This window comes from Micromonospora sp. DH14 (assembly GCF_029809455.1).
Taxonomy (GTDB): domain Bacteria; phylum Actinomycetota; class Actinomycetes; order Mycobacteriales; family Micromonosporaceae; genus Micromonospora; species Micromonospora parva.
Map to the genome: position 1 here is coordinate 1 of NZ_JARVKT010000054.1, position 23,614 is coordinate 23,614.

Here is a 23,614-nt window from a genome sequence, read left to right on the forward strand (position 1 = left end):
ACGCCGACTACGCGCTTGTCAGCAACAGACCGATCTCCTCGCCGGTTTCTTCGCCAGCACCGGCATGACCCTCGAACCCGAACCACCGAAATAGCCCGAACCTTGGCCCTTCAACCTCTGTAGCCGTACATGCCCCACTCGAATTCTGCTATCAGCGCGGGATACCCCGGTTGAACCTCGGAGTGAGCTCCTACGAGGCGAAGGTCCGGCGGGGGGCCCGAATAAGACCCCTTTGGTCTTTGCTACCACCGTGGGCAGAACATATCCCTCAATCAGCACATCTCGCGAATGCGCGATTGGGATCGATGACCATGAGCGAGGCGGCCCGCATCGAAGAAGTTGTCGGAGATCACTGGCGACGCTTGTCGATGACAACTATAGATACTTAACCCGATCGCGACGCGCCCGTCACCCCCATGGTGAGCAGTGCCGACGAGACGTCGTCGCCTTCTCCATGGCAACCCCGGCCTGACTACGAACCTTCTTGCGGCCGCTGTCGCACCAACGCCGACCGCTGAACGGTCGGGTGGGGCGGTTAGCTGAGCGCGGCGACCGCTTCCCGCAGCTCGCGGTTGCCTGGCGGGGTCTCGAGGCGTGCTGCTACGACGGTGTCAGGCCGGCGAAGCTCTTGCTGATGTGGGCGGAACCGGTGAGGTGTGCCGCTGAGGCCCTGCGCATCCCGAGCGCGATCGCTCGCTCCGGTTCCGGTTCCGGTTCTTTCGCTGCTGGCCCGTCACGCCACCGTCCTTCGCGCGGCCGTACGTCTGACGCTTGATGGTCAGCACGAACCTGGGCATTACCCGTTCAGTTTGAGCACAGCATCGGGGAGCTTTTGCGGCGCATCTTTCCCGGGGCGGCCACTTCAAGCGGGTGGCACGCCTGGAAGACGAAAAGAACATCACCAAGGTGTGCGACTGGGTCGTGCACTGCGGCAACGTGTGGATCTGCCTGGACGCGAACAATCGGCGGCTCTCCCAACGCATGGTCGGTGGCCAAGCGGATGTGCCCGAGCTGGACAAGGAGTTGGCGGCGGTCCTTGCCGACAACGAGGCCCGACAGATGGCGTCCACCATCCGGCACCTCACCCAGTTTCTCCCGCAGCTCACCGGTCGGAACCTGGTGCCCGGTACCCGCTTCGCGCCTTTGATCGTCACCCCAAACGATGGGCTCCCGTGGAACCCAGCGGCAACCGCGTTTGGGGGTCATCTCCCTCGACGACCTCGGCCTGGTCGAGTACGCAACCAACAACGGGCGGGACGCCGGAAACCTACTGACCACCTGGAGATCCCGGCAGCCCGAAGTGGCGCTCCAGCACTTCATGCACGGGCAGGGCGAGAAGCTACACATGCCGCAGTGGGTGACGGACACCTTCTCGCAAGTCGTGGACGAACTCGTGGAGCAGCAAACCAGCTACCTGGAGAATTTCCCGGATTCTCCCCCTGCAGCGAGCTGATATCTCATGCGTTCGCGCGACAGGGCCGGCGGTGCGTGTGGTAGCCGGCCTTCGTGGCCGTACGGGGCGTGCGGCGCTGCTCGCGCTGGCGGCGGCCTTCCGCGACTGGGCCGTGGCGCAGCCGCACGTCTATCTGCTCATCCAGGGCACCCCGCTCCCGGGGTTCACCCCGCCGGACGAGACGGTGGCGCACGCCCGGGCGGTCCTGGGCCCGTTCCTCCCCGTCTTCGCCAAGGGGCGGCCGCGGCCCTCGGTGGACCCGCTCGTGGACGAGTTCCGCGGCTGGCTGCGGGACGACACTGCGGTGGCGGCGTGGGTCGAGCAGTGGACCGGCCTGTCGCCCCAGGAGCCCGCGGCGACCGTCACCCTGACCGGGACGGTCACCGCCTGGCCCCAGATGCACGGCACCGTCAGCCTGGGATCGGCCGGCCAGTTCGCCGGCATGGGGCACCGGCCGGAGACGATGCTCGCTGTTCAGGTCGACATGCTGGCCGACTCGTTCCAGCTGGCGTGAGCCAGAAAGCCGCATCGCGGCGCAGGTGTGTCACTGGGCGGTCCATCCCCCGTCGACGGTCAGGAGGGCCCCGGTGACGAAGGAGGCGGCGTCGGAGGCCAGGAAGGCGATGGTCTGCGCGACCTCCTCCGGGCGGCCGATGCGGCCGAGGGGGTGGGCCGGGCCGAAGGAGGCGAGCATGTCGCGGCCGCCCGCGACGACGCCTTCCATGATGTCGGTGTCGATGACGCCGGGCAGGACGGCGTTGGAGCGGATGCCCAACGGGCCGCCCTCGATCGCCAGGACCCGGGTGATCTGAGCCAGGGCGCCCTTGGAGGCGGCGTACGCGGTCTGCGTGGCGAAGGCGACGACGGACGAGACCGAGGCGACCGAGACGATCGCACCGCCCCGGCCACCCGCCTCCATGGCGCGGAACGCCTCCCGCGCCTGGAGGAAGTTGCCGCGCGCGTTGACACGCAGGATGGCGTCGAAGTCGTCGGCCGTGGTCTCGGTGACGGGTTTGTTGAGGGTGCGGCCGGCGTTGTTGACCAGGATGTCGAGGGAGCCGAAGCGGCTCGTCGCCAGCGCCGCGGTGGCGCGGGCGTGGTTCTCGTCGGCGACGTCACCGACCAGGGCGACGATGGTGTCGGGGTCCTTCGCCGCCAGCTCCTCGACGGCCTCGGAGCGGTCGGTGACGACCAGCCGGGCGCCGCGGGCGTGTAGCAGGGTGGCGGTGGCGTGGCCGATGCCGCGGGCGGCGCCGGTGACGACGGCGACGCGGCCGGTCAGGTCCCAAGAGGTGGGCAGGGGTGCAGACATGAGGTGTTCTCCGGTGGGTTCAGCGCTGGTGAGTGGGGCGTACGACGATCTCGTTGACGTCGACGTCGGAGGGCTGGGCCAGGGCGTAGGCGACGGCGCCCGCGACGGCGTCGGCGCCGATGGAGTGGGCCCGGTAGCCGCGCATGGCCGCGGCGGCCTCGGGGTCGGTGATGGTGTCGGCCAGTTCGGAGGCGACCACGCCGGGAGAGATGGTCGTGACCCGGATCGCGGGATCGCACTCCAGGCGCAGTCCTTCGGTGATCGCCCAGGCCGCGTACTTCGTGGCGCAGTACACGGCCGCCGTGGGGACGACCTCGTGGGCGCCGACGCTCGCGATCGTCACGAAGTGGCCCGCGCCCTGCGCGGTGAAGACCGGCAGCGCGGCGGCGACGCCGTGCAGCAGACCGCGGACGTTGACGTCGATCATCCGGTCCCACTCGTTGGTGTGCAGCCGGTCCAGGCGGGAGAGCGGCATGACACCGGCGTTGGAGACGAGGGCGTCGACGCGGCCGTGGCGTTCTCGGGCGGCGGTGACGAAGGCCGCGACGTCGGCGCGGTCCGTGACGTCCAGGCGGGCCGGGTGCAGGCTGCCGGGTGACGCCGCGGCGCGGTCCGCGAGGGCGCGCAGCCGGTCGGTACGGCGGGCTCCGGCCACGACGTGGTGGCCTTCGGCGGCCAGCCGTTCGGCGACGGCCGCGCCGATGCCGCTGCTGGCGCCCGTGACGAGGACGACCTTGGGATCGGCGGGGCCGCCCCCTTCGGGGCGTGTAGTGGTCATGGCTTCGAGGCTGGCCGGTCCGCCGCGGCTGCGGGAGAGGCGGGATTCTCCTAGGTGCAGCGCACCCAGGAAGACGTCGGACCGCGGATCTACCATGGGCCGCATGGCAGCCCGCTCCGAGCTCGGCGTCTACCTCAGCGCCCGCCGCGCGCAGGTCACTCCGGCCGACGTGAACCTCCCGGCCACGGGACACCGCCGGGTGCCCGGGCTGCGGCGCGAGGAGGTCGCCCTCCTCGCGGGCGTCAGCGCCGACTACTACGTACGCCTGGAGCAGGGCCGGGAACGTACCCCCTCGGCCCAGGTCCTCGACGCGCTGGCCGCCGCGCTGAGGCTGGGCGACGACGGGCGGCTGCACCTCTTCCGCCTCGCCGGTGTCGGCCCGCGCACCACGGCGGCCGCCGTCCCGGGCCGGGTCGAGCCGAGCCTGCTGGCGCTGATGGACGCCTGGCCGCACAACCCGGCGATCGTCTACAACCGCGCGTACGACGTCCTCGCCTCCAACGCCACCGCCGACGCCCTCTTCCACGGCTGGACGCATTCGCGCAACCTGATGCATATCGTCTTCACCGACCCGGCCGCCCGCGCCTTCTACCGGGACTGGCACGAGGTCGCCCGCAACTCCGTCGCCGGGTTCCGACTCGGCCACGGCGCGGCGCCGGACGACCCGCGTGTGCGCCAGGTCCTGGCCGAACTCCTCGGAGCCAGCCCGGAGTTCGCCGAGCTGTGGTCCCGCCACGACGCCCGCGGCAAGGCCCTGGAGCGCAAGCGCTTCGCCCACCGTGACGTCGGCCCCCTGACCCTCACCATGCAGACCTTCGACGTCCGCTCCGCCCCGGGCCAGGAACTCGTCGTCTACCACGCTGAGCCCGCCTCCCCCAGCGCCGACGCCCTCGCCCTCCTCGGCTCCCTGACCGCCGGACCACTCGCTGCAAGCCCCCCGAGACCCGGCCTCTGAGTCATCCGCAGAGTCCGGGCGTCGGCGCCCCCAGGCCGGCCATCGGAGCAGTGGCCCAACCTAGACTGTCGTATTCGCGCGAAGGTCGAGCAGGAGCCGTTCTTCCGCCGCCGACTGATGCTCGCCATCCAATGCGAACACCCAAGTCAGGTACGGCCCACGGCGCACGGCCGCGGTCAACCATGGCTCAAGAACGGTCAAGGCTTCGTCGCGCAACACGTCAGTTTCGACCTCGATGCCTGCGGCGGCGAGCATCGAGGCTCCACCTTCACCGCGAGAGGTCGGGTCCATGACGGCGATAACCACCCGAGAGATGCCGGCGTCGATCAGCTCCTGACGACAAGCCGGCGTTACGCCTACGTGGTTGCACAGCTCCAGCGTGACGACAGCCGTACCGCCGCGAGCCGCAACTCCCGCCGCGTTGAGAGCGTGTGCTTCGGCGTACGGCTCCCCTTTGCGACGGTGGAACCCCGCGCCCACCACCGTTTCCGTCCCGGTCGAGGATCACGCACCCGACGGGCGGGTTTGGGCTCGTGGTACCCAGCCCACGGCGGAGAGGGTGATGGCTTGCCGCATCGCGGACAGTTCACGGTGCGATGCCACAAGGCAATCTCCACAAGATCGTCAAGGAACGCACGTACGTCGGCCAGATGACGGTGCTCTCGGTCGCCCGGCTGGCGTCGCCGCAGCCATGGTCGCGCTACTGGCTTACAATGCCATGCAGATCGGCCTGTACGGCGGGTTCGGCGCGGTCCTCGCCCAGCTCCTGCAGAGCCGGTACGGCTGGGACACCACCTGGTGGCTGTGTGCGTTGATCGCCTGGGCCGTCGTCGCGGTGCTCGGTCTCCTACGCATCGACCTGAACGGCAAGGTCCTGGCGGTCATGCTCGTCGCCGAGTGCGCCGTCGCCCTCGTCTTCGACGCGGTAATCTACCTCGCCGTCGCCGGAGTTCCCGATGTCGTGCTGGCGGCTTGGGCCGGCCACGCCGACGGCGGCACGCTCGCCAAGCGGGTCTACGTCCACCCCGACAGCAGCCACCTCAAGGTGGCGGCCGAGCACCTCGAATCAGGGCTGTTCGGGTGGCTCGATCGCCTGAAATTCAGCAGTACGTGCGTACGTGAGAGGTTAACCGACAGATCTACGGACCTGACTCGGTCGTCGTTATGATCCGGTTCTGCGTCTGGCCGTTCCGACGCTCAGGGTGGGAACTCGCTCGCAGGTAGCTGAGGACGGCCAGGGTCTTGGGATGCTCGGGACCGAGCACCCGGGTCCAGCCGGCGTGCACTTGCCGGAACTCCGTCTGCGCCTCCACGTAACGGCCCTGGTCGGCCAGCACCGTGGCAAGGGCGCCGTGAGTACTGAGGGCATCGGGATGGTTCGCGCCGAGCAGCCGCGTGCGGGTGGCCAGCATGTCACGCAGTTCCGCCTCGGCCTCGCTGAATCGGCCCCACCGATGCAGCACCACCGCAATGCTATGGCGGGTACTCAGCGTCTCGCGGTGCTCGGCTCCCAGGGTCCGCACCCGGATGGCCAGCACGGCACGGAACTCCGCAGCAGCCTCGTCGCGCCGTCCCTGCTCGTCCACGGCGATGGCGAGGTTGCTGCGAACGATCAGGGTGCTGGGATGCTCCACGCCGAGCGACCGCGTGTGGGCAGCGAGCACCTGGCGCAGTTCCGCCTCCGCCTCGCTGTGCCGCCCCTGCACGCTGAGCACGACGGCGAGGCTGTTGCGCACCTTCACGGTGTCCGGATGCGCGGCGCCCGACAGTCGCGTCCACGCGGCAAGCAGTTCACGGAACTCCGCCTCCGCCGCGTCGTAGTCCCCCTGCCTTTCCAACACCACCGCGAGGTTGCCGCGAACGGCCAGGGTCTGGGAATGTGCGGCACCAAACAGCCCGATACGGGTCGCCAGCAGCGCGCGGAAGACGGCCTCGGCCTCGCCGAGGCGTCCCTGCTCGCGCAGCAGGACCGCGAGATTGTTGCAGGTGGTGAGGGTGTCCTCGTGTTCTAAGCCGAGCACCCGGGTCTGCGCGGCAAGCAACTCGCGATACTCCGCCTCCGCCTGGTCGTGGCGCCCCTGCCCGTTCAACACGACTGCCAGGCTCAGCCGGGTGTTCAGGGTGTCGCGGTGCTCCGGGCCGAGCAGTTGCATTCGTGCGGCCAGAACCGCCCGGAGCTGGGCCTCCGCCTCCTCACGACCCGCCTGCATGTCCAGCACCACGCCCAACCGGTTGCGGGTGTCCAGGGTGTCCGGATGCTCGGAGCCCAGCAGCCGCGCCCGCGCCTCGAGGACCTCGCGGAACTCCACCTCGGCTTCGCCAAACCGGCCCTGCTCGCGTAGCGCGACCGCGAGGCGTTGCCGGACGGCCTGGGTGTCTAGATCGTCCGGGTCCACGTCGGGGTGCGAGACGTACCGCCGCAGGAGCGCAACGTCACAGAGAGCCAACCGGCCGGTCCGCGCATCCTGCGGGATGGCCTCATTCAACTGCCGCAGCTGTGTCGGGCTGAACCGATCCGCGTGCCGGTCAAGGCAGGACGCGATCGCCTCATCGACCGGTACCTCCGCAGTGGCGACGACCCTGATCGCGGCGGCGATCATTCGTGGCGGGTCGCTGTCGAGCACGGCACCGAGCGCCACGATGGCGTCTGGACTGTGTGCCGCGGCTCTGGCCAGGGTGCCCAGGGCGCGTTGGGTTCGAACCTCGTCCCGAGCGGTGGCGTTAGCCAACGTCTCGGCGAGCATCGGACTGTGGGCGACGGCGCTGACCGCATAGCGTTCCAACAATACCGCCGGCAGCCGCGGAGACAACCAGTCCGGCACTTGCTGCGGGTAGAGCCCTCGGAGCCAGTCGGCCAGCTGGCCCGCCCGCTCGGGGCCGATACCACCTGCTGGGGACGATATCCGGGTCAGCAGCCTGCACGCGGCCTCCTCATTGGCGGCACCGACCAGCACGGCGAGCAGCAGCGCCTGCTCAAGGACGATGCCGGGCAGGTCTTGGAGGTGCGCCCGCCGGGCGGACTCCTGCCAACGCCGCCGCTCGGCGCCGAAGATGTTGGCCACCACAGTGGCGGTGTCGACCGTGCCACCGACGTCGGTCCGCGCGGCGAGCGCGGCTGCGGCGTGCAGCAGCGTGATCGACGGAGGCGGGTCACTTGGCTTCAACGTCACGGCGGGGACCGACGCCGACTCTTCCATAAAGCACAGCAAGGCACGCCTGAACGCATGCTGCTGACTCTTGGCGTCGCCCACGATCGCCGGTACCGTCACCTGCGGACGGTACGGCAGGCCCGCCAACACTCGGGCCGGCTGGCGGGCTCGGACGGCAGCCCACCACGGGTGGTTCACCCGGCTGATAACAACCAACCGGACGTCGCTGTCGGCGGCCTCAGCCCACGCGCCCAGGATCGCGGGAAAGTCGTCGCAGGTGTCGGCGTCGTCGACCACGAGCACCACTCGTCGCCGCAACGCTGCCGCAGCGGACACCGCCGCCGCACCCCTGCCGGGCACCGCCCATGCGCACGGAAGCGCGAGCCGCTCAGCCACCTCGACCAGCAGCCGGCTCTTGCCGGCGCCCGGTGCTCCGTCGACGTAAAGCACGGACGCGCGGGCCGGTGAGTCGGCGAGGGCCCACCGCACCACCTGGCGGGCCGCCGGGTCGTGCAGCACGCTGAAGGGCACGGCCCGCCGGCCCGGTAGCAGCATCGTCAGCAAGCCGACATCGTCAGCGTCCTGCCACGGGTGGCTGCCCGGCGCCGCAGTGGTGGTCGCTCGCCAGGCGTCCTCACGGGCGCGCTGGTCGGTGCGTCGCTGCCACCACACCCCGCCGGAGAGACCCGCGGCACCGGACGCCACGCCCAGACCGGCCGCAAAGTACCAGGCAACGAAGTTGGCCAGTGCCGCAGTCATCCCGGCAGTTAGCAACAGTGCGGTGCCCGCCACGCTGGCAGCACGTATCCGGAACCGATTCGCCCAGCGGCCATCCGCCACAGTCGCCTCCTTTCGCACTGACGTCCATGGTCACTGTGCGTTGCAGGCCATCCTCGCCGGATCCTTTGATCGGTTAGAATCGAGCATCTCTATCGCTACAAGTGGGCGGAGCCGACACCCCGATTGGGAGAACGGTCAGACGGTTGTCGAGTTGACCTAAAATAGTTACCGTCGGCTGCCATCCCAACCTTGTCATTGACCGTCAGCAGTGGCGCTGAACTGCACAGACACGTCGGGCAGTTGTCCGGGACCGGAATGCTGCCCGCACCGGGGGCAGCATTCGAAGTCCTCCAGGTCGCGCGGGCCGCAGGCTTTGCATAACGCGGCATCGTCCGCCGTGCGCTCAGCCTCAAGTCCGGACTGCCCGCACCGTGTGCGCTGCTGCAACCTGCTCGCTTCGTAACAGCGCTTGCAGCAGCGCGACCGGGCGCGTCGGGATCGGATCTTGGCCGACTGCTGGCACATCAGCAGGTAGGCGGGGCGACGCGACCGAAGACGACGTAGTGGGCGGGGTGTCGACGAGGAGGCCGCCGGACCGTCACCAAGAGGTCTGAAGGCGCCATCGCGCAGCCCGTCTACGTCGTACGCGATGACAAACTCGTCGCCGTGATACGCCAAACCCGCACCCCCGCGACCGTCGATGACCTGCGCCAAGCGCTACAGGCCGGGCGTCGACGCCGACGCTCACGGCGCTGCCGCCCTCCGTCATCCCGCGCCGACAGGTAGGGCGCAGGCCCGGTGGTGGGGCGGGCCCCGATTACGGGCCGCTCGCCGACAGCGTCCAGTCCGAGTCGGGCTCGCCGCGCTGCAAGCCCGTACCGAGGACAAAGCGCGTTGCCTACTTCAGATCGGTACGCCACATGGATTGGTCTCCCGGCTTCGGGCGTTGGTGGGAGCCCGTGCGCTGGCCTCGCCGCCTTGGATGACCAATCCGCCAGGATCCAATATCACCTGGGAGCCATCATCCAAGGTCTACCGAACGAACTCCGCCACTACTAACGCCCCCGCGACCCGTCCCCGCCTCATCGCCGTGGCCGTCGGGCCTGCGCCACCGCCCGTCGCCAGCGCCGCCGCGACCGCACCCGCCCGGCCGCCGCGGCCAGCGCCCGCCACGGCCCGAACTCGACGACCCACAGAATCAGCGACGCGCTAACGCCGGCACCCACACCGGCCGCGAACATCCGGTTCTCGATGTCGGCCGCCTTGTTGTCGTCGACGTACGTCACGCTGGGTGCCAGCGTCGCCGCGAAGTCCTGGTCCATCGTCCAGGACAGAGCCAGCGAATTGTCCCTCGGCGGGCTGGCGTACTCCTCACGGGCGCCCTCCGGCGGCGCCCCGAGGATCTCGATCCGGTACGCGAGTTCGGGCCGCTCGACCGGACCGCCATTCGCCTTGAGTACGTTGCCGAAGTCGTCGAGCGTCAGAACAATCGGAGGCCCGTCAAAGCGCACCTCGGGCATCAGCAGCTGCGGCGTCCGGACGAACGTACGCTCGCCGCGCTCAAAGTAGACCGGCAAGTCCGTGTCACCGAAGAGACGAGTCGCGTAGCGGTGACCCTTGCCCGTGGCCACGACCTTCGTCATCGGCCCGGCGGTCAAGGTCTGGAAGCCGTTGAAGCCAGTCAGTACATCGGCAAGCGGACCGTCCCAGACGATCGCACTTTCCGGCGAGACCTCGACGGTGACGCTTCGGTCGGCAAGCTCCCGCGCCGAGTCGACGACGACGGTCAGAGCGTAGGAGACGTCGGTGAAGAAACTATCGTCGAGTGACGGCATGACGAACAACGTCACCTCGACCTTGGACACGCTCTCCGGGGCGATGACCCGGATGTAGCTCTGTTTCGCTGGTCCGGAACCAGGGCGCGCCGTGTCGTACACGTGCCAGCTGCCGTACCCCGTGACCACGGCCAGGGCTACGACGATCAGGAACGGGATCAGGCCGGTGCGACGGAATGGCCTCGGTCGCCTGCGAGATCGGGTCACGGCTGCCCATCGTGGCAGGCGCGCGCAAGCGGTGCCATTGTCGAAAAGATCAACTAGCCAGACATGTGACGCTCTTCCGGTGGTAGCCGGTCTTGAGGATCTTCCAGTTCTTGACTCGATGGCGGGTTCGACGGCGGCGCGGAGCCGCTCCACAGCGACGTCCCGCCTAGCGTCGGGGTCCCACGGATCTTGGTCATTCACGTACCGTGGTCCTACCTCGCCGTGGCGGGCGAATCACGGAAAGCGTTGACGAGCAGGAGGCCGGGGGCGAATGCAGCACGGCAGCAGGCGTGAACGCCCCGAACTGGCAAGCCTGGCCTTCCTGGGCGACGATTCCGTCCTGCGCGAGCAGGCCGATCGTGCGCTGCGCGAGACGGGACGTGGGCTGCAAGCCGAGGACTGCTCCGGGGCGGACCACTCCGGCTCCGTCCGCGTGGTGGTCGACACCCGACGAGAGGTCTCGGCTGTCACGATCGCTCGCGACTGGCGGAGCCGCCTCGGGCCCAGCGGGTTCGCCGACGCGCTCTTCGAGGCGTACGCCGCCGCCGTGCAGGCTGCCCTCGAAGCGGCGGCGCTCCTTCATCTGCAGACGCAGGAGAGAGATCCTGCAGCGTCGGATCAGGAGCCGCTCGACAGGAGCCCCGATCGGGAGGTCGACGAGTACACGTGGCTACGCGACACCTGGCGGACACTGTCCGACCTCGACGCGGATTTGGACGCTGCGGCGCGGCTGACCACGGGGACGGACGAGTCGAGCATGTCGAGCCCAAACGGCTGCCTGACATTGCGCATCCGCGGAGGCGGCATCATCGGCATCACCGGCGACGTCCGGCGGATCGCACGGGCAGACGCGGGTCAGTTGCAGTTCGAGTCCCGTTCCCTCTTCCGCGCGTTCGAGCTGGCCAGCGCCGGACGGACTGGATTCGTGAGGTAGTGAGATGGCTGACCTGAACGTCATCACCGATTCGCTCCGCGATGAGGGAGGTAAGTGGCTGACGCTGTCGGACCGGGTCGCCGCCGTCAAGGTCGCTGCGGAGCAGCTGCATCTCGACCCGTCGGCCTTCTTCATCGGTGATGCGAACGTCCTCATCCACTCGCTGGCATACAACGACTTCCACAACTTCATGGTCGCCATCTTGAGTGGAGCGGTAACCGAATTCGAACAGGTCGGCGAGGCCCTGCGTCGCATCGCCGACGAGTACGACCGGGCCGACGAGGTCATCTCACTGGACCTCAACGAAATCTTCAGGGCCTAGCGACCCACCGCGCGACGTTCGGAGAGGGCACGGAGCACCCCATGCAGCCAGGGACCACTGATCTTGAGTACGGGGAACCGTTCAACAAGGCGTTCGACCACATCCGCTCCGGCATCGACACAGCGATCGCCAAGTTCAATGAGATCGTCGAGCAGGTACAGCAGTGGAAGTGGCTCCTCGGACCGGCGGCACTCTTGTGGATCAAGCACAGCCTGGACAGCACCAAAACGGCACTGAACGTCGTCCTCGACCGCGTCGAGCAGGCCCTGGAGCATCAACTGCCGGTGCTCTCGCTGATCCACGTCAGCTTCCGCTGGGTCAACGACGTGAAGACCCCGGTCTCCGAGCTCTCTTCCGCCACCACCGACCCGGCGAACGAGAACCTGCCCAAGTGGACCGGCGACGCCGCGAGTGCCTACAACGCCAAGGCGCTCAAGCAGAAGGCCGCAGTCGACGAGTCCGTCGTCAAGTCGGAGTTCATCAGCCAGTGGCTGTTCACGATCGCCAAGGCGAATGTCGACTACGCCGTCGAACTCGCGAAGATCGTCACGGGCCTGGTCGGCAAGCTGGCGCAGGCGGCGAGTGAAGGGGTAACCGTCATCGACCTACCGTGGGCTATCTCCACCCTCGCCGAGTCGGTCGGAGACCTGGTCACCGCTGGCTTGGACGTTCTGCTCACCATCGGCCAGCGCTTCGTCGACGCGCTGGGCAATGTCCGGGACATCGCGACGCAGGTCGGCGACCACTCGAAGCTGCCCGGTGGGCGGTGGCCGGAGGCCGTCCGGGGATGACCGACGGGGGGATCACACCGTGGGTACGGCCGCCTGGGTCGCCTTGAGCAACGTCAACGCCTTCGATCCAAGCGTGTCAGTGGCGGCATACGAAACACCGCCGACGGCCAACCAGACCTTCACCACCAGGTTGCCCGTGCGCGCGCGGACCATGTACTCGGCGTACTTGAAGCCAGGCTCGGAGCGCCTGGTGAAAGCCTCGGCCTCGTCACCTACACCGGTGATGGCGCCGGCGGGCGTCATCACCGTCACCTGCGCCGTGGCCCGGTAGAGCAGCCGCGCCTCCTGCTCGCTGGCTGGCGTGGACGCCTCCACCCGCAGATTCGCCTGATGCCCGTCCTTCGTCCGCATCTCGAACAGACACGCCGCACCCGGCTGCCCCAGCGGTGGCTTCGGATCGGTGCGGGCCACCGTCAGGGACAGCTCCGCCAACGGCCGAAGATCAGTACGCTTGCACAGCTCCAGATCTTGAGCGCGATAGACAGGGCCGGCCGAGGCGGTGGGCGCGGTGGAGGCAACGCTGCTCGCGGCCGCCCCTGCGGTCGGCGCAACCGGCGGATCCGAGGCACCGTCGCAGGCGGCAGTGGCGAGTACCGCAACGAGCGCCATGACAAGACGAGAAGCACCGGCCGACGCAGACACGTCTCGAACATACCGGCTGCGATGCTGGCAGACTGCCCGAGCGACGAGCCACTATGGTGCCGGGTATGACCGCCGCAGAGACCCCGGAGCACATCGCCCGGACCCGCATGGTCACCGCCCGGGCGGTCCTGCAGGGGCAAGCCGATCTTCGTACGTACCCCTATCGCCTCTTGGCCGTGGTCTCCCATCACGGCGTCAGCGGCGACAAGGTCAGCGAGGCGGTCGCTGCCGCCGAGGTCCTCGGCCAGTTCGGCTGGGACCTCGTCAACGTCTCGGAATTCGCCTCCAACAAGATCGTCTACGCCTTCCTGCGGAAACGGTGACGGGTTCTCTAACCATGCCGACCCTTGACGCGGCTGAGCAGGTGACCGCCATCGGACCGTAGCGTTCCGTGGATCTGCTGATCGCGCTACTGGCGTGTCGCGCCGCCCAGCGATCTGCAGGAGGTCAACGCTCACCCGGAGCGAGGCCCAGAGGGGTGGATGCGGTGGAACGGGCCTTTCGACAGGCCAGAACTCATGGCTGTCCTTGCCCGCAGGTCGGTTGGGCGCCTGCGATCGGCCCTACGGGCCCTTTCCAGTACGAGCACGTCCCGTTGACCGAGCAGTCGGGAGCTTCGACAGTTGGCGCGCGGTCAGTTGAATACCGGAAGGGCTACGACGGCCGCATGGGTCGAGGTTGCTCCGGCGTGCCGGACGGATCAGAGGAAGTCCCGCCAGAACGCCACCGTCGCCTTCGGGTTCCAGCGTTGATCTGTCCTGTCCGTACCCGGGCCGCCGAACTCCTGATGGATGTAGTCGACCAAGTCGGTGCCGTAGTAGATGATGTCGGTCTCCACGATCGAGAGGACTGGGTGCCCGACAGTTCCGCGCCCGGCGGGTAGAAACCGATGTCCGTAGACGGGTACCAGCCGTGGTGCCTGCGCAAGCTTGCGCCGCGCGGTCTCCAACGCCTCATCGCGGCCAGCCGGCCGATCGCCCCAGGTGTCGTGCCATACCGTGTTGTGTTCCACGTCGAAGAGCACCCCTTCCACGGGCCACTCCAAGCGCTCACGAATGGCACCGGGATCACCGTTGCGCCAGTCCGGCCAGGGCCTCTCCCACGCATAGGACACGCCCTCCTCCGGCTCGAACGGGACGTTCAGCGGCAGCCCCACCGCAAGGAACGCGCGATGGTCATCGGCGAACTCGAAGCCGTACGTCCTCTCAATGCGATCGAACTCCTCATCCGTCAGGCCCGGCGCGATCTCACAACACCCGGTCTGCGCGAGTCGACGCGTCGCCTCCATGCCCAGTCGAGCACCGTCACCCTTGATCACGCCGGCACGATAGTGCTTCGGGCCGGCCAGGATGAACCGATATCGTGCTGCCGTGACCGGCTCTGCAAAGCGTCCGCTGCTCTTCCTCGATGTTGACGGACCCCTCATTCCGTTCGGTGGGACACCGCAGCAATACCCAACTTGCGAGACGGACACTGAACCACGAGAGACCAGCTCGAATCCGCTTCTGGGCAGGATCGATCCCGAACACGGACCCCGGTTGACGGCGCTGGGGTGCGATCTGGTCTGGGCCACGACATGGATGGACGACGCAAACGAGATCATCGCGCCACGGATCGGTCTGCCGCAGCTGGCGGTGGTGATCTGGCCGGAGCCGACCGACACCGACGAGCAGGACGGGCTGCACTGGAAGACCCGCGCCCTCGTTGATTGGGCCGCAGGCCGCCCCTTCGCCTGGGTCGACGACGAAATCACGAACACCGACCGAGCCTGGGTGTCAGCACATCACGCAGGACATGCCCTGCTTCATCGCGTCGATCCCCGTCAGGGTCTCACTGATGCTGACTACGCCGCACTTATGGACTGGCTACACAGGATTCGCGACACACCGCCGCGTGCTGCGGCCTGAATCCCCAACCAGAGTTGGGTGCCGCGACACGCCGACGACTCAAACTCGAGAGCCTCACTAGGCTCACCCAGATACCGGGCCGGCCGCCGCTGGTCCGACATGAGCCCAAGACCGTGCGGTTAATCCTGCGTCCGGCTGCTGCGCCGTCCGTCCATCTGAAGGCTGAGGCTTACTTCTGCGGACGGGCGTTGATCTGCTCGACCGGTGGAAGCCGCCGCACGGGTTCGTCACCAATGGAGTAGACCTCCAGGCAGCACAGATAGCCCTCAGCATCGACGAGCAGCACAATGCCGGCGTAGAGCTCGTCGTCGCTGATGTCAGCTGACACTGGTGCGGCGGCCAACACCGTGGCCGGCGCTGCGACGCGGTCCACGGCAAGGTTGACGCTCACGCAGCCGCACCCGCAGCAGCCCGCGACTGTGGTGAACGGCAACTGCGCACGCAACTCGTCGCGCCCAGGGAATGGCACGGACAACAGCCGCGCGATGACGTCCCGCTCGACGTCGCTGAGCGGGCGAGGTATGTCGTCGCCGGTCATACCGCCGCCTGATGGGGCAGGCCGGCATGGAACCGCAGCAGCCGGACCTTGTCCTCATCGAGGATCGGACGGGCACGCTCGATCAGCTTGTCGAGTTCGGCCGCACGATCGCGGGATGGTCCGTGGTAGGTCGTGGCCGCCTGCCGATTGAGCCACACGCTGATGTCCGCCCGCGCACCGGCGCGCAACCGGTCGTCGGGTTCATCGATCACCCGTAGGTTGGTGGCCAGTCGCTGCCATGCGTTGGCCAAGGTCAGTAGCCGGTAGCCCGCGAACCGGACATGCGGCGCGTTGCCTGGCCTGAGCAGGGCCTCAAGCATCTCCGGGTCCAGTGCGCCGAGGTCATGTCGCCGGGCCGCCACCACCTGGCGGGTCACCGCAGCAGACTCGTCGCGCAGCAGTGGCACCAGTTCGGCCGACCGGGTCGCGCCGAGGCGACGCAGCGCTCGGACCGCTTCGACCCGACCACGCGAACGTGGGTGCGCCAGCCACCGTCGAACCAGGCCGGCATCCTCGACGCCACCGGTCTCGCCCAGCCCGGCGATCACCCCCGGCGCCGGCGGCTCCCGCCGAACAAGCAGGCGATAGAACTCTGCCGGATTCGTGCCGCTGCGGCGGAGCGCGGCCTGAGCGATCGCCCGCACCAACGGATGCCGATCAGGCAACGCCGCCTCAGCGGCGCCCAGATCACCGACCGCAGTCACGGCCTGCAGCGCCTCAGCCCGAACCAGCCGGCGCGGCGCGACCGTGGTCGACTTCGACAGCGACCCGACCGTTCGCGACGAGAGCATTGCGGCGGGCCGTACCTACCGCCCGGTCACTCATGCTGCGGATCTGGCCGGTCTCGACAGCGTGGAGCAGGTCGACCTGGTCGTACTGCGCTGGCCGCGACCCCAGCCGCTCGCGCGGCCCAGGCCGGTCGACGGTGCGGTGGCCGATCTCTTCCGTGCCCTCCGGCTGATCATCACCCCGGACGGCTTCGCGGTCCTCATCGTCGAGCAGCGTTCAGCCCAACCGGCGCCGACCGAGGTAGCCGGCACTCGGGTCGGCCGACCGTGTTGCCCGCGTCTACACCCCTTCCCCGATGCCCAGTTGCACTTGGATCTCCTGGGCGCGTTCGGCCGCCGCGCTGGCGCCGTATTGCCGGGGCATGTCCTCGGAGGTCCAGCCCAGCAGCAGCAATCAGGTCGCCGGTGTTCCCGCCGGCACGCTTCCACTCGTGGGCGAAGCTGTGCCGCCAGCGGTGGGCGTGCACGTTCGCCACGCCGGCGGCGAGGCCCAACCGCTTCAGGCGAATCTTGATGCCGTTGGCCGCCAACCGCCGGCCACCGCGGTCGGCGAGCCACAGATCCGGCAGTTCCGAACCCTTGTGCTTGCCTCGCGCCCGTAGGTAGCGGCTGATGGCCCGCGCCGTCTTCGGCCCGAATCGCACCCGGCGGTCCTTGGCACTCTTACCGTGGTAGTGCACCGACTCCGTGTTCAGGTCGACGTCATCGAGCAGCAGGTTGCCGACCTCCGACAGCCGCGCTCCGGTGTTGTAGTACAGGCGGATGATCGCCTCGTCGCGCAGGTGCGGAAAGGTCTTGCCCTTGCAGGCGTCGAGGAGCTTCTTCGTGTCCTCGTCCCGGATGATCGGGATCAGCTTCTGTGGCGTCTTGGGCTGTCGGACCCGGTCCATCGGAGAGCGGTCGATGTCCTCCTCAGCCAGCAACACTTGAAGAACTGCTGCAGACCTTTGTGCTTGTTCAGCGCAGTCGACGCCGACCGGGTCTCGATCATCCACGCCTGAAACGCCTCCGCATGCCCCCGGGTCACCTCGGTGGGGTCCTCCGCAGCGTCAGCGGCATCGGGGTCGGGCGAGTGCTCGGCCAGGTAGCGGGCCAGTTGCGCCGCGGCGAGGAGGTAGTTGTACCGGGTCGTCTCCGGATAGTTGCCCGCCCGCAACGTCCGGTCCCAGTCGCGCAGGTATCCCGCCCAGGTCGGGGACAGGTCGGTGGTGAGCTTGGTGAGGTCCAGTAGAGCCATGTTGGTCACCCGTCGAGTCAAGGGGTCGATAAGCGGCGTGCTCGACCTCGATGAACCACCATGAACACGAAAAGGAGGGTTTCCACAGGCTCTGACCTGTGGAAACCCTCTCGCTGTCGGGACGGCCGGATTCGAACCGACGACCCCTTGTTACCATCCGTAACCGCCCCGACCTTGTCATTAACTATCAGAACTACGCGCTGAACTGCACAGACACGAACAAGCAGTGGTCGCTTCTTGTCACTGGTTGTCAACCTCAACCAGGGGTTTCGGGGGTAAACCGGGGGCCCACCCAGAACGCGGACACGTCTGACCGCACCCGCTTCCCCTGCCGCCGGAGCCCTCCACGCCTCACAGTGGGCGTACTGACCGAACCTGCGGCAACCCACCCTCGGTCAATTCGACCGTCACCGCAACCTCATGCGATGGGGCCTCCCTGGGCTGGTGGAAGCAGTCATGATCAAAGCGAACGAGAAGGCCGGCCCCACACTCAGAGCAGACGGACAGGCTGGTCCAGCGGTGAATGACATGGTGCCCCGGAGGTACCGTGCGGCACGCCCCAACTGCCGATACGAACAACGGTGCGCTGCTCTGCTCGGCAGACGACGCAGATGTCGACGGCTGCCCTCGCCTGCTGTCTGACCGCATCCACACTGTAGAAATCGACAGCAATCGTGAATGCCGTCGGCTCACCGGCGAGGAGCGAGTCATGGACGGAGATCAGCGCATGGCACCCGGCTGGCCCCCTACTCGGCGTGCGCGGATGCCGTTCTAATGCCTCCGCAAGGTGCCAACGCTGAGTTCGGCGATGAGGGCGGTTACGGGCCCGCACGCCTCCTCGATGTGGGAACGGTCCGCATCGTCGCCACCGCGCTCGACATGCTGGACGTCGACGCGTTGCGCGACCGCTTCGACCCGGGCGCCCTCGGGGCCGCAAACATTTACCCGGGCGGGCGGGTGGGTTCACGGCGCTGACGACTTCGACAGCTTCCTCGCGCCGGTCTTCGCGGAGCTCTGGCGCTTTTACCGCTCAGCAACCGCCCAGGGCAAGGCGGTACTCCTTGCCATTGTCTGAGATGGTCAGTCGGACTCAGGACCTGCAGGCACCTCCATATGGCCTCTGTGGCGGTAATGGCGAGGTAGGAGGCGATCATGACTGACGCGGCCCACCGTTGACTCAGCCGGTGATTTCCCGTGGGTCGCGTTCGGCAACCACGTTCGGCAGGGTCACCAGAACCGGTGGATCCGCGATCGCCGGGAACCGCCACTGCGTTATTTCCGGCCGGCCCGCCGGCAGCACTGGCGCGAGGAGCTCGAAGAGGCGGTTCGCCTGCTCCGGACCGTACTCGTCCCAGGTTTCCGTCGCCAGGAGCCACCAGCCACCCGCAGCGAGCGGCTCCACCTCAACGAACGCCCCGGACGCGCGGAGGCGAGCAGCACCGCCGACCCGCTCGGCCATTTCGTCGCCGAGCACGGTCAGCCACCCGTAGTTGCGCAGCACCTCAGCGGGACGTTTACGGTAGTCAGTCGGGGATCGGCTGAGTGCCACCTCCAGCGGCGTGTCCGTCAGCGAACCCTGCACCGTGACGGCAACCGCCACCGGAGCGGCCAGCTCCGCCACCTCGCGGACAGTCGCCAGAAGCGCCCGCTCCCCGCCAGGATCACCGGCCACCGCGTCGTCGATGGTGCTGACGAGATCGACGTAGCCCTTGCCGCTGACCGAACTCACGAGGAAACTCGGCCGGTTCAACCGTCCCTGCTCGTCCCTGGTCTGCGCCTCGAACGAGGCCGCGTCCGGAATCTCGCCGAGGCGACGCAACAGTTCGTGCCACGACTCCGGCGAATAGGTCTGGGTCCACTCGCTGGGCTCACGGTGAAGATCATCGAACACGGCGGTGCCCACCGAGGCGTGCACCGTACCGGGTGGCAACTCGGGCGGGTCAAGGTCAGCCGTCGGCGTCGCGCGTACGGCGGCGCCGAACGCGCCGTGCAGTCGTTGCGGGCACAGCTCGAACCAACGCCGGGTCGCCCGGACCACACGCTCGCGGTCCGGGCCCACCGGCACGGTCAACATCACGGTGCAACGTTCCCGTCGACCACCGGCCATACTCACTCCCGTTCCCCGTCTCCTGTTACTCCGCCGCTGCCCGTCAGCGGGCGAGTGCGAAGTCCGCCTGGGTCAGAACCACCGCGGAGGCCCCACCACCGACGACTGCCCAGCCGCCGAAGGCCACGACAAGACCAATACCACCGGCGATGGCCCAGCCCGAGACCGGGTCGTCCTTGACGCCGGTGTCCTGTGCCTTCGTGATGTGGCGCTCGGTGTCCCGATCCGAGTCGTCAGCCGCGTCGAAGGCGTCCTCGGTGTTCTTCCGTAGCTGGTGACCTCGCGGAACCTTCTCGTTGAAGTTGTCGGTGCGGTAGTACTCGATGCCGGTGGGGGCTTGCTCGGTCGAACCCGGATCGGAGTAGACGGTCACCACCTGGCTCACCTTCTGGTTGTTCACACCGGAGCTCGGCGTGGGGAACGGCGGGCCCTGCACGACGGGCTTCGGACCACTGGCGGTCCGGCCACGCAGAATATGGTTTCGAGACCACTCCATGCCGTGTTCCATGCTCTTGTTGGCCGTGCTCGACCCCTGCCTCTCCGCCTTGATCTCCCATACCCAGACCTCCTGGCGGGCTCCCTTGCTCCTGAGCGCAGCACAGTTCCAGCAGACCAGGTCAGTTCCGGCGGAATTACCAAGATTTGTGGTGATCCAGGCCTTGCCTTCGAACTGCCGTTGCAGGTCGAGGGCCCGCAGCGCGATCGCCGTGTCATGTGCCGAGGTGCGGCCCTTACCCACCGTGCTCTCCCCTATTTCTTCCGCCAGACGTGCCGCAGCTTCGGGGTCGCCGCCAACCGGCGGGCGCGGGTTCGACGGAGTCGGTGCGGCGGGGACACTGCAGTCGCGATTCGGGCAATCCTCCGGGGGAATCCGGGTGCCGGAGGGGTCGGAGAACGTCACCGGGCTGCTGTTCGAGTAGGTGTAGCCGTTCCACTGCTGCGGATCTTTCATATCCTGGATCGGGTCGACCGAGATGAATCGGCCAACGGTGGGGTCGTACTCGCGCGAGCCGAGGTGGGTCAGTCCGGTGGCGTCGGCGTCGCCACCGATGAATCCCTTGCCGTTCGGCCAGGTGATGGCGGCTCCTCGCGAACTGCCGAACGGGGTCTGCCGACGCACCTGGGTAACCTGGGTGGACGGGTTGATCGCCACCTGGCTCGTGCCCTTCGCGTACATCGACCGGCTGCGCACTGCTTTGGCGGCGGTGCCGTTGCCGCGGGCGGCTGATGGGCGTCTCGTCCTGGCGGTCGACATCACCTGCTGGTTGCGGCCGGACGCGCATACCTCGCCGCAGCGGATTCTGTGTCACACCTATGGCCGCGGCAAGGATCAGACCATCATGATCCCGGGCTGGCCGTATTCGATGGTCGTGGCCCTGGAGTCGGGCCGTAGTTCGTGGACCGCACCGTTGGACGCGGTGCGGCTGGCGCCTGGTGATGACGCGGCCACGGTCACTGCTGGGCAGCTGCGGGACATCGTGGGGCGTCTGATCGCGGCCGGGCAGTGGCAGGCCGGTGACCTGGAGATTCTGGTCGTGGCCGACGCCGGCTACGACGCGCCCCGACTGGCGTTCCTCCTGCGTGACCTGCCCGTGCAGGTCCTCGCGCGGATGCGCTCGGACCGGGTTCTGCGCCGGGCCGTGCCGCCTCGGCAGCCGGGGACGGTCGGCCGACCGCGCAGGCACGGCGGTGAGTTCGTCTTCGGTGATCCCGTCACGTGGGGTGAGCCGGACGCGGCCCCCGTTGCCGACACCCGCCTCTACGGCACGGCGTGGGCCCGAGCCTGGGACCGGTTGCACCCGCGGTTGACCCACCGATCCGCCTGGACCGACTCGGCGAAGGTGCTGCCAGTCATCGAGGGAACCGTCATCCGTCTGGAGGTCGAGCACCTGCCCAGCGGCGCGACCCCGAAGCCGGTGTGGCTGTGGTGGTCCTGCGTCGACGCCACCCCGGGCGACGTCGACCGGCTCTGGCAGGCGTTCCTGCGCCGCTTCGACATCGAGCAGACATTCCGCCTGTTCAAGCAGACCCTCGGCTGGACCTGCTCGAAGATCCGCACGCCACAGGCCGCCGACCGATGGACCTGGATGATCCTCGCCGCCTACACCCAACTGCGGCTGGCCCGAACCCTGGCCGCCGACCTGCGCCGCCCCTGGGAGAAACCCGCACCACCGCAGCGCCTGTCACCCGCCCGCGTCCGCCGCGGGTTTCGGCACCTGCGCGTGAAGGCCGCCTGCCCAGCCGGTGCACCCAAACCCTCCCGGCCAGGACCAGGAGGACCACCCGGCCGCCGCAACAACCACCCCACCCCGCGCTACGACGTCCACATCGCGACCACCACGAACACCAAGACACCGGCCGCGAACATGACGAAGTCTGTCAATCCCCGTCCACGCCGCACAGGTTAAAGATCAAGCCAAGAGGACGTCCAGCACCCGCCAAGCGTTCCCGCAGCAGCCGCAACCGCGCACCAAAGCAGTGAGCCAGCCGGGCCAAGGCCCTCGACCAAGATCCGACTGGCTCAAAACTGCTCTACAGGATCAAGTACGGCCCGGCAAAGCCGGGCCGCGCGCACGCGCTACGGCCTACGGCCCCGCGCGCACGCCCAGCAGACCGACCCAAGATCTCGGAGCAACACCAGTGCGCCGACCTTTGCCGGATCCCACCAGGATGACCATACATCCACGATCATGGATGCTATGCCGAAGCTGACGGCAACCGTGACGGCAACATGGCCGTCCGCCAGTGGGCGGCGGCGCACCCCAGCAACAAAGGCCGGGCGCGCAGACGTTCAGCCCTTGGCTCGACAAACCGCGACCAGTCATGGGAAGACATCTGAGCACCCGACCTTCATGACATCGGTTACCAGGGTGTAGCAGCCGTACGCGCTACAGGTCGAAACCCTTCTTTCGCAAACGCTCAATAAGGGGAACTTGACCCGGCGGCCTCGCTATGAATTTGTCTTTTTGCTCATCAAAACTATCCAGATAGACCTCGACATCTTGCCCATCCACGTATACATCGCCGTCGTCAATGTATAGCGCATCGATTAGCCCAGGTCTCGATAGCCCGAGTTCAAGGATTACCCCCCAACGAAATACAGCAAGAACGCGACCGGAGGCCAACTGTCCGATGCGGTCGGTCTCTACAGGCTCTGACCTGGGATTACTCACTGGGGCACCACCGACCGAGGGTACTGGTTGAGCTGGTCAAATACGGTATTTGGGATGGCCACCTCTGATCCCGGCACCCCGTTGTGACTGCCAACGTACTGCCGGGCCGCACCACCGCGCTGAGGCAGTACAAGAACCCCGCCGACGTCGGCAGCAACGACACGACCAAGTTCGACCAGACCACCTACACCTACACCCTGCTCGGACAGGCCAAGACCCTGACGGACGCGACCGGCGCCAACGTCTGGTCCTACGCGGCGGAGGCAATCCGCCGAGCGTGTGGGCGGTGGTCACCCGGCAAGAGCAGGCCCCGACCGGCCAGCCGGAACAGACGCAGTCAGATCCCCCCTGGACATTGGTCGGGGTAGACCTACGGTCCGGCCAACCAGCCGGCCGGATCGACCTCGTGACGCCCAACAATGACCAAGGTGAGGAATTCCTCGGTCTCGCTGGCACCGAGATCCTCCTGCAACGCTGGACCGCCCACGGCGCCGAACTGGTCGCCGCCAACCCCGCCAACGGCCAGCGCCGAGTACTCACCTCACTACCCGACTAGGCGCGGCTGACCCTCCCCGGCAACTACAGAGGTTGAAGGGCCAAGGTTCGGGCTATTTCGGTGGTTCGGGTTCGAGGGTCATGCCGGTGCTGGCGAAGAAACCGGCGAGGAGATCGGTCTGTTGCTGACAAGCGCGTAGTCGGCGTTTGA

General features: G+C 67.9%; 24 protein-coding genes and 2 pseudogenes. 13 read left to right on the forward strand and 13 right to left on the reverse strand.

Annotation, left to right across the window (positions count from 1 at the left end; translation table 11 throughout):
• The first annotated feature begins 1,195 nt into the window (after nt 1–1,195).
• Both QCZ28_RS33365 and QCZ28_RS33370 read left to right on the forward strand, forming a co-directional pair.
• Nucleotides 1,196–1,453 carry a hypothetical protein gene (locus tag QCZ28_RS33365; protein ID WP_279520347.1) on the forward strand — a complete coding sequence of 86 codons (258 nt, stop codon included), beginning with the start codon at nt 1,196–1,198 and terminating at the stop codon, nt 1,451–1,453.
• 31 nt (nt 1,454–1,484) lie between these two features.
• Complete coding sequence (locus tag QCZ28_RS33370; protein ID WP_279520348.1) at nt 1,485–1,967, forward strand: TetR-like C-terminal domain-containing protein; 483 nt, start codon at nt 1,485–1,487, stop codon at nt 1,965–1,967.
• A gap of 30 nt (nt 1,968–1,997) precedes the next feature.
• Here QCZ28_RS33370 and QCZ28_RS33375 read toward each other — a convergent pair whose 3' ends face one another.
• The gene (locus QCZ28_RS33375) at nt 1,998–2,765 is read right to left on the reverse strand and encodes an SDR family oxidoreductase (protein ID WP_279520349.1); all 768 of its coding nucleotides are present in this window, start codon (nt 2,763–2,765) and stop codon (nt 1,998–2,000) included.
• 19 nt (nt 2,766–2,784) lie between these two features.
• On the reverse strand, nt 2,785–3,543 hold the full coding sequence (locus QCZ28_RS33380) for an SDR family oxidoreductase (protein WP_279520350.1): 759 nt from the start codon (nt 3,541–3,543) through the stop codon (nt 2,785–2,787).
• Between the two features lie 103 nt (nt 3,544–3,646).
• Between QCZ28_RS33380 and QCZ28_RS33385 the strand changes: the two genes are divergently transcribed.
• On the forward strand, nt 3,647–4,498 hold the full coding sequence (locus QCZ28_RS33385; RefSeq protein ID WP_279520351.1) for a helix-turn-helix transcriptional regulator: 852 nt from the start codon (nt 3,647–3,649) through the stop codon (nt 4,496–4,498).
• Nucleotides 4,499–4,558: 60 nt separating this feature from the next.
• Here the strand turns inward: QCZ28_RS33385 and QCZ28_RS33390 are convergent, their stop codons facing one another.
• The gene (locus QCZ28_RS33390; RefSeq protein WP_279520352.1) at nt 4,559–4,978 is read right to left on the reverse strand and encodes a hypothetical protein; all 420 of its coding nucleotides are present in this window, start codon (nt 4,976–4,978) and stop codon (nt 4,559–4,561) included.
• 181 nt (nt 4,979–5,159) lie between these two features.
• Between QCZ28_RS33390 and QCZ28_RS33395 the strand changes: the two are divergent.
• Nucleotides 5,160–5,420, forward strand: a pseudogene (locus QCZ28_RS33395) (amino acid permease); the annotation flags it as partial.
• A gap of 217 nt (nt 5,421–5,637) precedes the next feature.
• Here QCZ28_RS33395 and QCZ28_RS33400 read toward each other — a convergent pair.
• Nucleotides 5,638–8,097 carry a tetratricopeptide repeat protein gene (locus tag QCZ28_RS33400; protein WP_279520353.1) on the reverse strand — a complete coding sequence of 820 codons (2,460 nt, stop codon included), beginning with the start codon at nt 8,095–8,097 and terminating at the stop codon, nt 5,638–5,640.
• A 1,412-nt stretch (nt 8,098–9,509) separates the two neighbouring features.
• Nucleotides 9,510–10,364 (reverse strand): hypothetical protein, encoded by an 855-nt coding sequence (locus QCZ28_RS33405; protein WP_279520354.1) that lies wholly within the window; start codon nt 10,362–10,364, stop codon nt 9,510–9,512.
• A gap of 376 nt (nt 10,365–10,740) precedes the next feature.
• Here QCZ28_RS33405 and QCZ28_RS33410 point away from each other — a divergent pair, with 376 nt between their 5' ends.
• The 3 genes from QCZ28_RS33410 to QCZ28_RS33420 are packed head-to-tail and all read left to right on the forward strand — an operon-like array spanning nt 10,741 to nt 12,516.
• Complete coding sequence (locus QCZ28_RS33410; protein ID WP_279520355.1) at nt 10,741–11,403, forward strand: hypothetical protein; 663 nt, start codon at nt 10,741–10,743, stop codon at nt 11,401–11,403.
• 4 nt (nt 11,404–11,407) lie between these two features.
• Nucleotides 11,408–11,725: a hypothetical protein gene (locus tag QCZ28_RS33415; RefSeq protein WP_279520356.1), complete on the forward strand. Its 318-nt coding sequence runs from the start codon at nt 11,408–11,410 to the stop codon at nt 11,723–11,725.
• A gap of 41 nt (nt 11,726–11,766) precedes the next feature.
• A complete protein-coding gene (locus tag QCZ28_RS33420; RefSeq protein ID WP_279520357.1) occupies nt 11,767–12,516 on the forward strand; it encodes a hypothetical protein in 750 nt (249 codons plus the stop codon).
• Nucleotides 12,517–12,528: 12 nt separating this feature from the next.
• On the opposite strand, the gene QCZ28_RS33425 is transcribed toward QCZ28_RS33420, so the two are convergent.
• Nucleotides 12,529–13,125: a hypothetical protein gene (locus QCZ28_RS33425; RefSeq protein WP_279520358.1), complete on the reverse strand. Its 597-nt coding sequence runs from the start codon at nt 13,123–13,125 to the stop codon at nt 12,529–12,531.
• Nucleotides 13,126–13,223: 98 nt separating this feature from the next.
• Between QCZ28_RS33425 and QCZ28_RS33430 the strand changes: the two genes are divergently transcribed.
• Nucleotides 13,224–13,481 (forward strand): transcriptional regulator, encoded by a 258-nt coding sequence (locus QCZ28_RS33430; protein ID WP_279520359.1) that lies wholly within the window; start codon nt 13,224–13,226, stop codon nt 13,479–13,481.
• Between the two features lie 377 nt (nt 13,482–13,858).
• Here QCZ28_RS33430 and QCZ28_RS33435 read toward each other — a convergent pair whose 3' ends face one another.
• The gene (locus QCZ28_RS33435) at nt 13,859–14,446 is read right to left on the reverse strand and encodes a hypothetical protein (RefSeq protein WP_347815148.1); all 588 of its coding nucleotides are present in this window, start codon (nt 14,444–14,446) and stop codon (nt 13,859–13,861) included.
• An 82-nt stretch (nt 14,447–14,528) separates the two neighbouring features.
• Between QCZ28_RS33435 and QCZ28_RS33440 the strand changes: the two genes are divergently transcribed.
• Nucleotides 14,529–15,065 carry an HAD domain-containing protein gene (locus QCZ28_RS33440; RefSeq protein WP_279520361.1) on the forward strand — a complete coding sequence of 179 codons (537 nt, stop codon included), beginning with the start codon at nt 14,529–14,531 and terminating at the stop codon, nt 15,063–15,065.
• Nucleotides 15,066–15,234: 169 nt separating this feature from the next.
• Here QCZ28_RS33440 and QCZ28_RS33445 read toward each other — a convergent pair whose 3' ends face one another.
• From QCZ28_RS33445 to QCZ28_RS33460, 4 genes are all read right to left on the reverse strand, one after another.
• Complete coding sequence (locus QCZ28_RS33445; protein WP_279520362.1) at nt 15,235–15,603, reverse strand: hypothetical protein; 369 nt, start codon at nt 15,601–15,603, stop codon at nt 15,235–15,237.
• Nucleotides 15,600–16,247, reverse strand: coding sequence for a hypothetical protein (locus QCZ28_RS33450; protein ID WP_279520371.1), 648 nt, complete (start codon nt 16,245–16,247; stop codon nt 15,600–15,602). Before QCZ28_RS33450 ends, QCZ28_RS33445 begins: the two co-directional genes overlap by 4 nt.
• Before the next feature lie 344 nt (nt 16,248–16,591).
• Complete coding sequence (locus QCZ28_RS33455; protein ID WP_279520363.1) at nt 16,592–17,281, reverse strand: tyrosine-type recombinase/integrase; 690 nt, start codon at nt 17,279–17,281, stop codon at nt 16,592–16,594.
• Nucleotides 17,242–17,628: a phage integrase N-terminal SAM-like domain-containing protein gene (locus tag QCZ28_RS33460; protein WP_279520364.1), complete on the reverse strand. Its 387-nt coding sequence runs from the start codon at nt 17,626–17,628 to the stop codon at nt 17,242–17,244. The genes QCZ28_RS33455 and QCZ28_RS33460 overlap by 40 nt, the downstream gene beginning before the upstream one ends.
• 774 nt (nt 17,629–18,402) lie before the next feature.
• Between QCZ28_RS33460 and QCZ28_RS33465 the strand changes: the two genes are divergently transcribed.
• Nucleotides 18,403–18,603, forward strand: a complete 201-nt coding sequence (locus QCZ28_RS33465) for a DUF1877 family protein (RefSeq protein WP_279520365.1) — start codon at nt 18,403–18,405, stop codon at nt 18,601–18,603.
• A 202-nt stretch (nt 18,604–18,805) separates the two neighbouring features.
• Here QCZ28_RS33465 and QCZ28_RS33470 read toward each other — a convergent pair whose 3' ends face one another.
• Both QCZ28_RS33470 and QCZ28_RS33475 read right to left on the reverse strand, forming a co-directional pair.
• On the reverse strand, nt 18,806–19,531 hold the full coding sequence (locus QCZ28_RS33470; RefSeq protein WP_279520366.1) for a hypothetical protein: 726 nt from the start codon (nt 19,529–19,531) through the stop codon (nt 18,806–18,808).
• A 247-nt stretch (nt 19,532–19,778) separates the two neighbouring features.
• On the reverse strand, nt 19,779–20,888 hold the full coding sequence (locus QCZ28_RS33475) for an RHS repeat-associated core domain-containing protein (RefSeq protein ID WP_279520367.1): 1,110 nt from the start codon (nt 20,886–20,888) through the stop codon (nt 19,779–19,781).
• Between the two features lie 13 nt (nt 20,889–20,901).
• Between QCZ28_RS33475 and QCZ28_RS33480 the strand changes: the two are divergent.
• From QCZ28_RS33480 to QCZ28_RS33490, 3 genes and pseudogenes are all read left to right on the forward strand, one after another.
• Nucleotides 20,902–22,143, forward strand: a pseudogene (locus tag QCZ28_RS33480) (NF041680 family putative transposase); the annotation flags it as partial.
• Nucleotides 22,144–22,991: 848 nt separating this feature from the next.
• Nucleotides 22,992–23,276, forward strand: coding sequence for a hypothetical protein (locus tag QCZ28_RS33485; RefSeq protein ID WP_279520369.1), 285 nt, complete (start codon nt 22,992–22,994; stop codon nt 23,274–23,276).
• A gap of 38 nt (nt 23,277–23,314) precedes the next feature.
• Complete coding sequence (locus tag QCZ28_RS33490) at nt 23,315–23,464, forward strand: hypothetical protein (protein ID WP_279520370.1); 150 nt, start codon at nt 23,315–23,317, stop codon at nt 23,462–23,464.
• Nucleotides 23,465–23,614 lie beyond the last annotated feature (150 nt).

Bases quoted from the DNA above. Each gene is read 5' to 3' on its own strand.
- QCZ28_RS33445 (WP_279520362.1), bottom strand. From the start codon at position 15,603: ATGACCGGCGACGACATACCTCGCCCGCTCAGCGACGTCGAGCGGGAC.
- QCZ28_RS33375 (WP_279520349.1), bottom strand. From the start codon at position 2,765: ATGTCTGCACCCCTGCCCACCTCTTGGGACCTGACCGGCCGCGTCGCC.
- QCZ28_RS33410 (WP_279520355.1), top strand. From the start codon at position 10,741: ATGCAGCACGGCAGCAGGCGTGAACGCCCCGAACTGGCAAGCCTGGCC.
- QCZ28_RS33420 (WP_279520357.1), top strand. From the start codon at position 11,767: ATGCAGCCAGGGACCACTGATCTTGAGTACGGGGAACCGTTCAACAAG.
- QCZ28_RS33415 (WP_279520356.1), top strand. From the start codon at position 11,408: ATGGCTGACCTGAACGTCATCACCGATTCGCTCCGCGATGAGGGAGGT.
- QCZ28_RS33465 (WP_279520365.1), top strand. From the start codon at position 18,403: ATGCCTCCGCAAGGTGCCAACGCTGAGTTCGGCGATGAGGGCGGTTAC.
- QCZ28_RS33380 (WP_279520350.1), bottom strand. From the start codon at position 3,543: ATGACCACTACACGCCCCGAAGGGGGCGGCCCCGCCGATCCCAAGGTC.
- QCZ28_RS33425 (WP_279520358.1), bottom strand. From the start codon at position 13,125: ATGGCGCTCGTTGCGGTACTCGCCACTGCCGCCTGCGACGGTGCCTCG.
- QCZ28_RS33455 (WP_279520363.1), bottom strand. From the start codon at position 17,281: ATGGACCGGGTCCGACAGCCCAAGACGCCACAGAAGCTGATCCCGATC.
- QCZ28_RS33460 (WP_279520364.1), bottom strand. From the start codon at position 17,628: ATGGCTCTACTGGACCTCACCAAGCTCACCACCGACCTGTCCCCGACC.
- QCZ28_RS33385 (WP_279520351.1), top strand. From the start codon at position 3,647: ATGGCAGCCCGCTCCGAGCTCGGCGTCTACCTCAGCGCCCGCCGCGCG.
- QCZ28_RS33430 (WP_279520359.1), top strand. From the start codon at position 13,224: ATGACCGCCGCAGAGACCCCGGAGCACATCGCCCGGACCCGCATGGTC.
- QCZ28_RS33435 (WP_347815148.1), bottom strand. From the start codon at position 14,446: ATGGAGGCGACGCGTCGACTCGCGCAGACCGGGTGTTGTGAGATCGCG.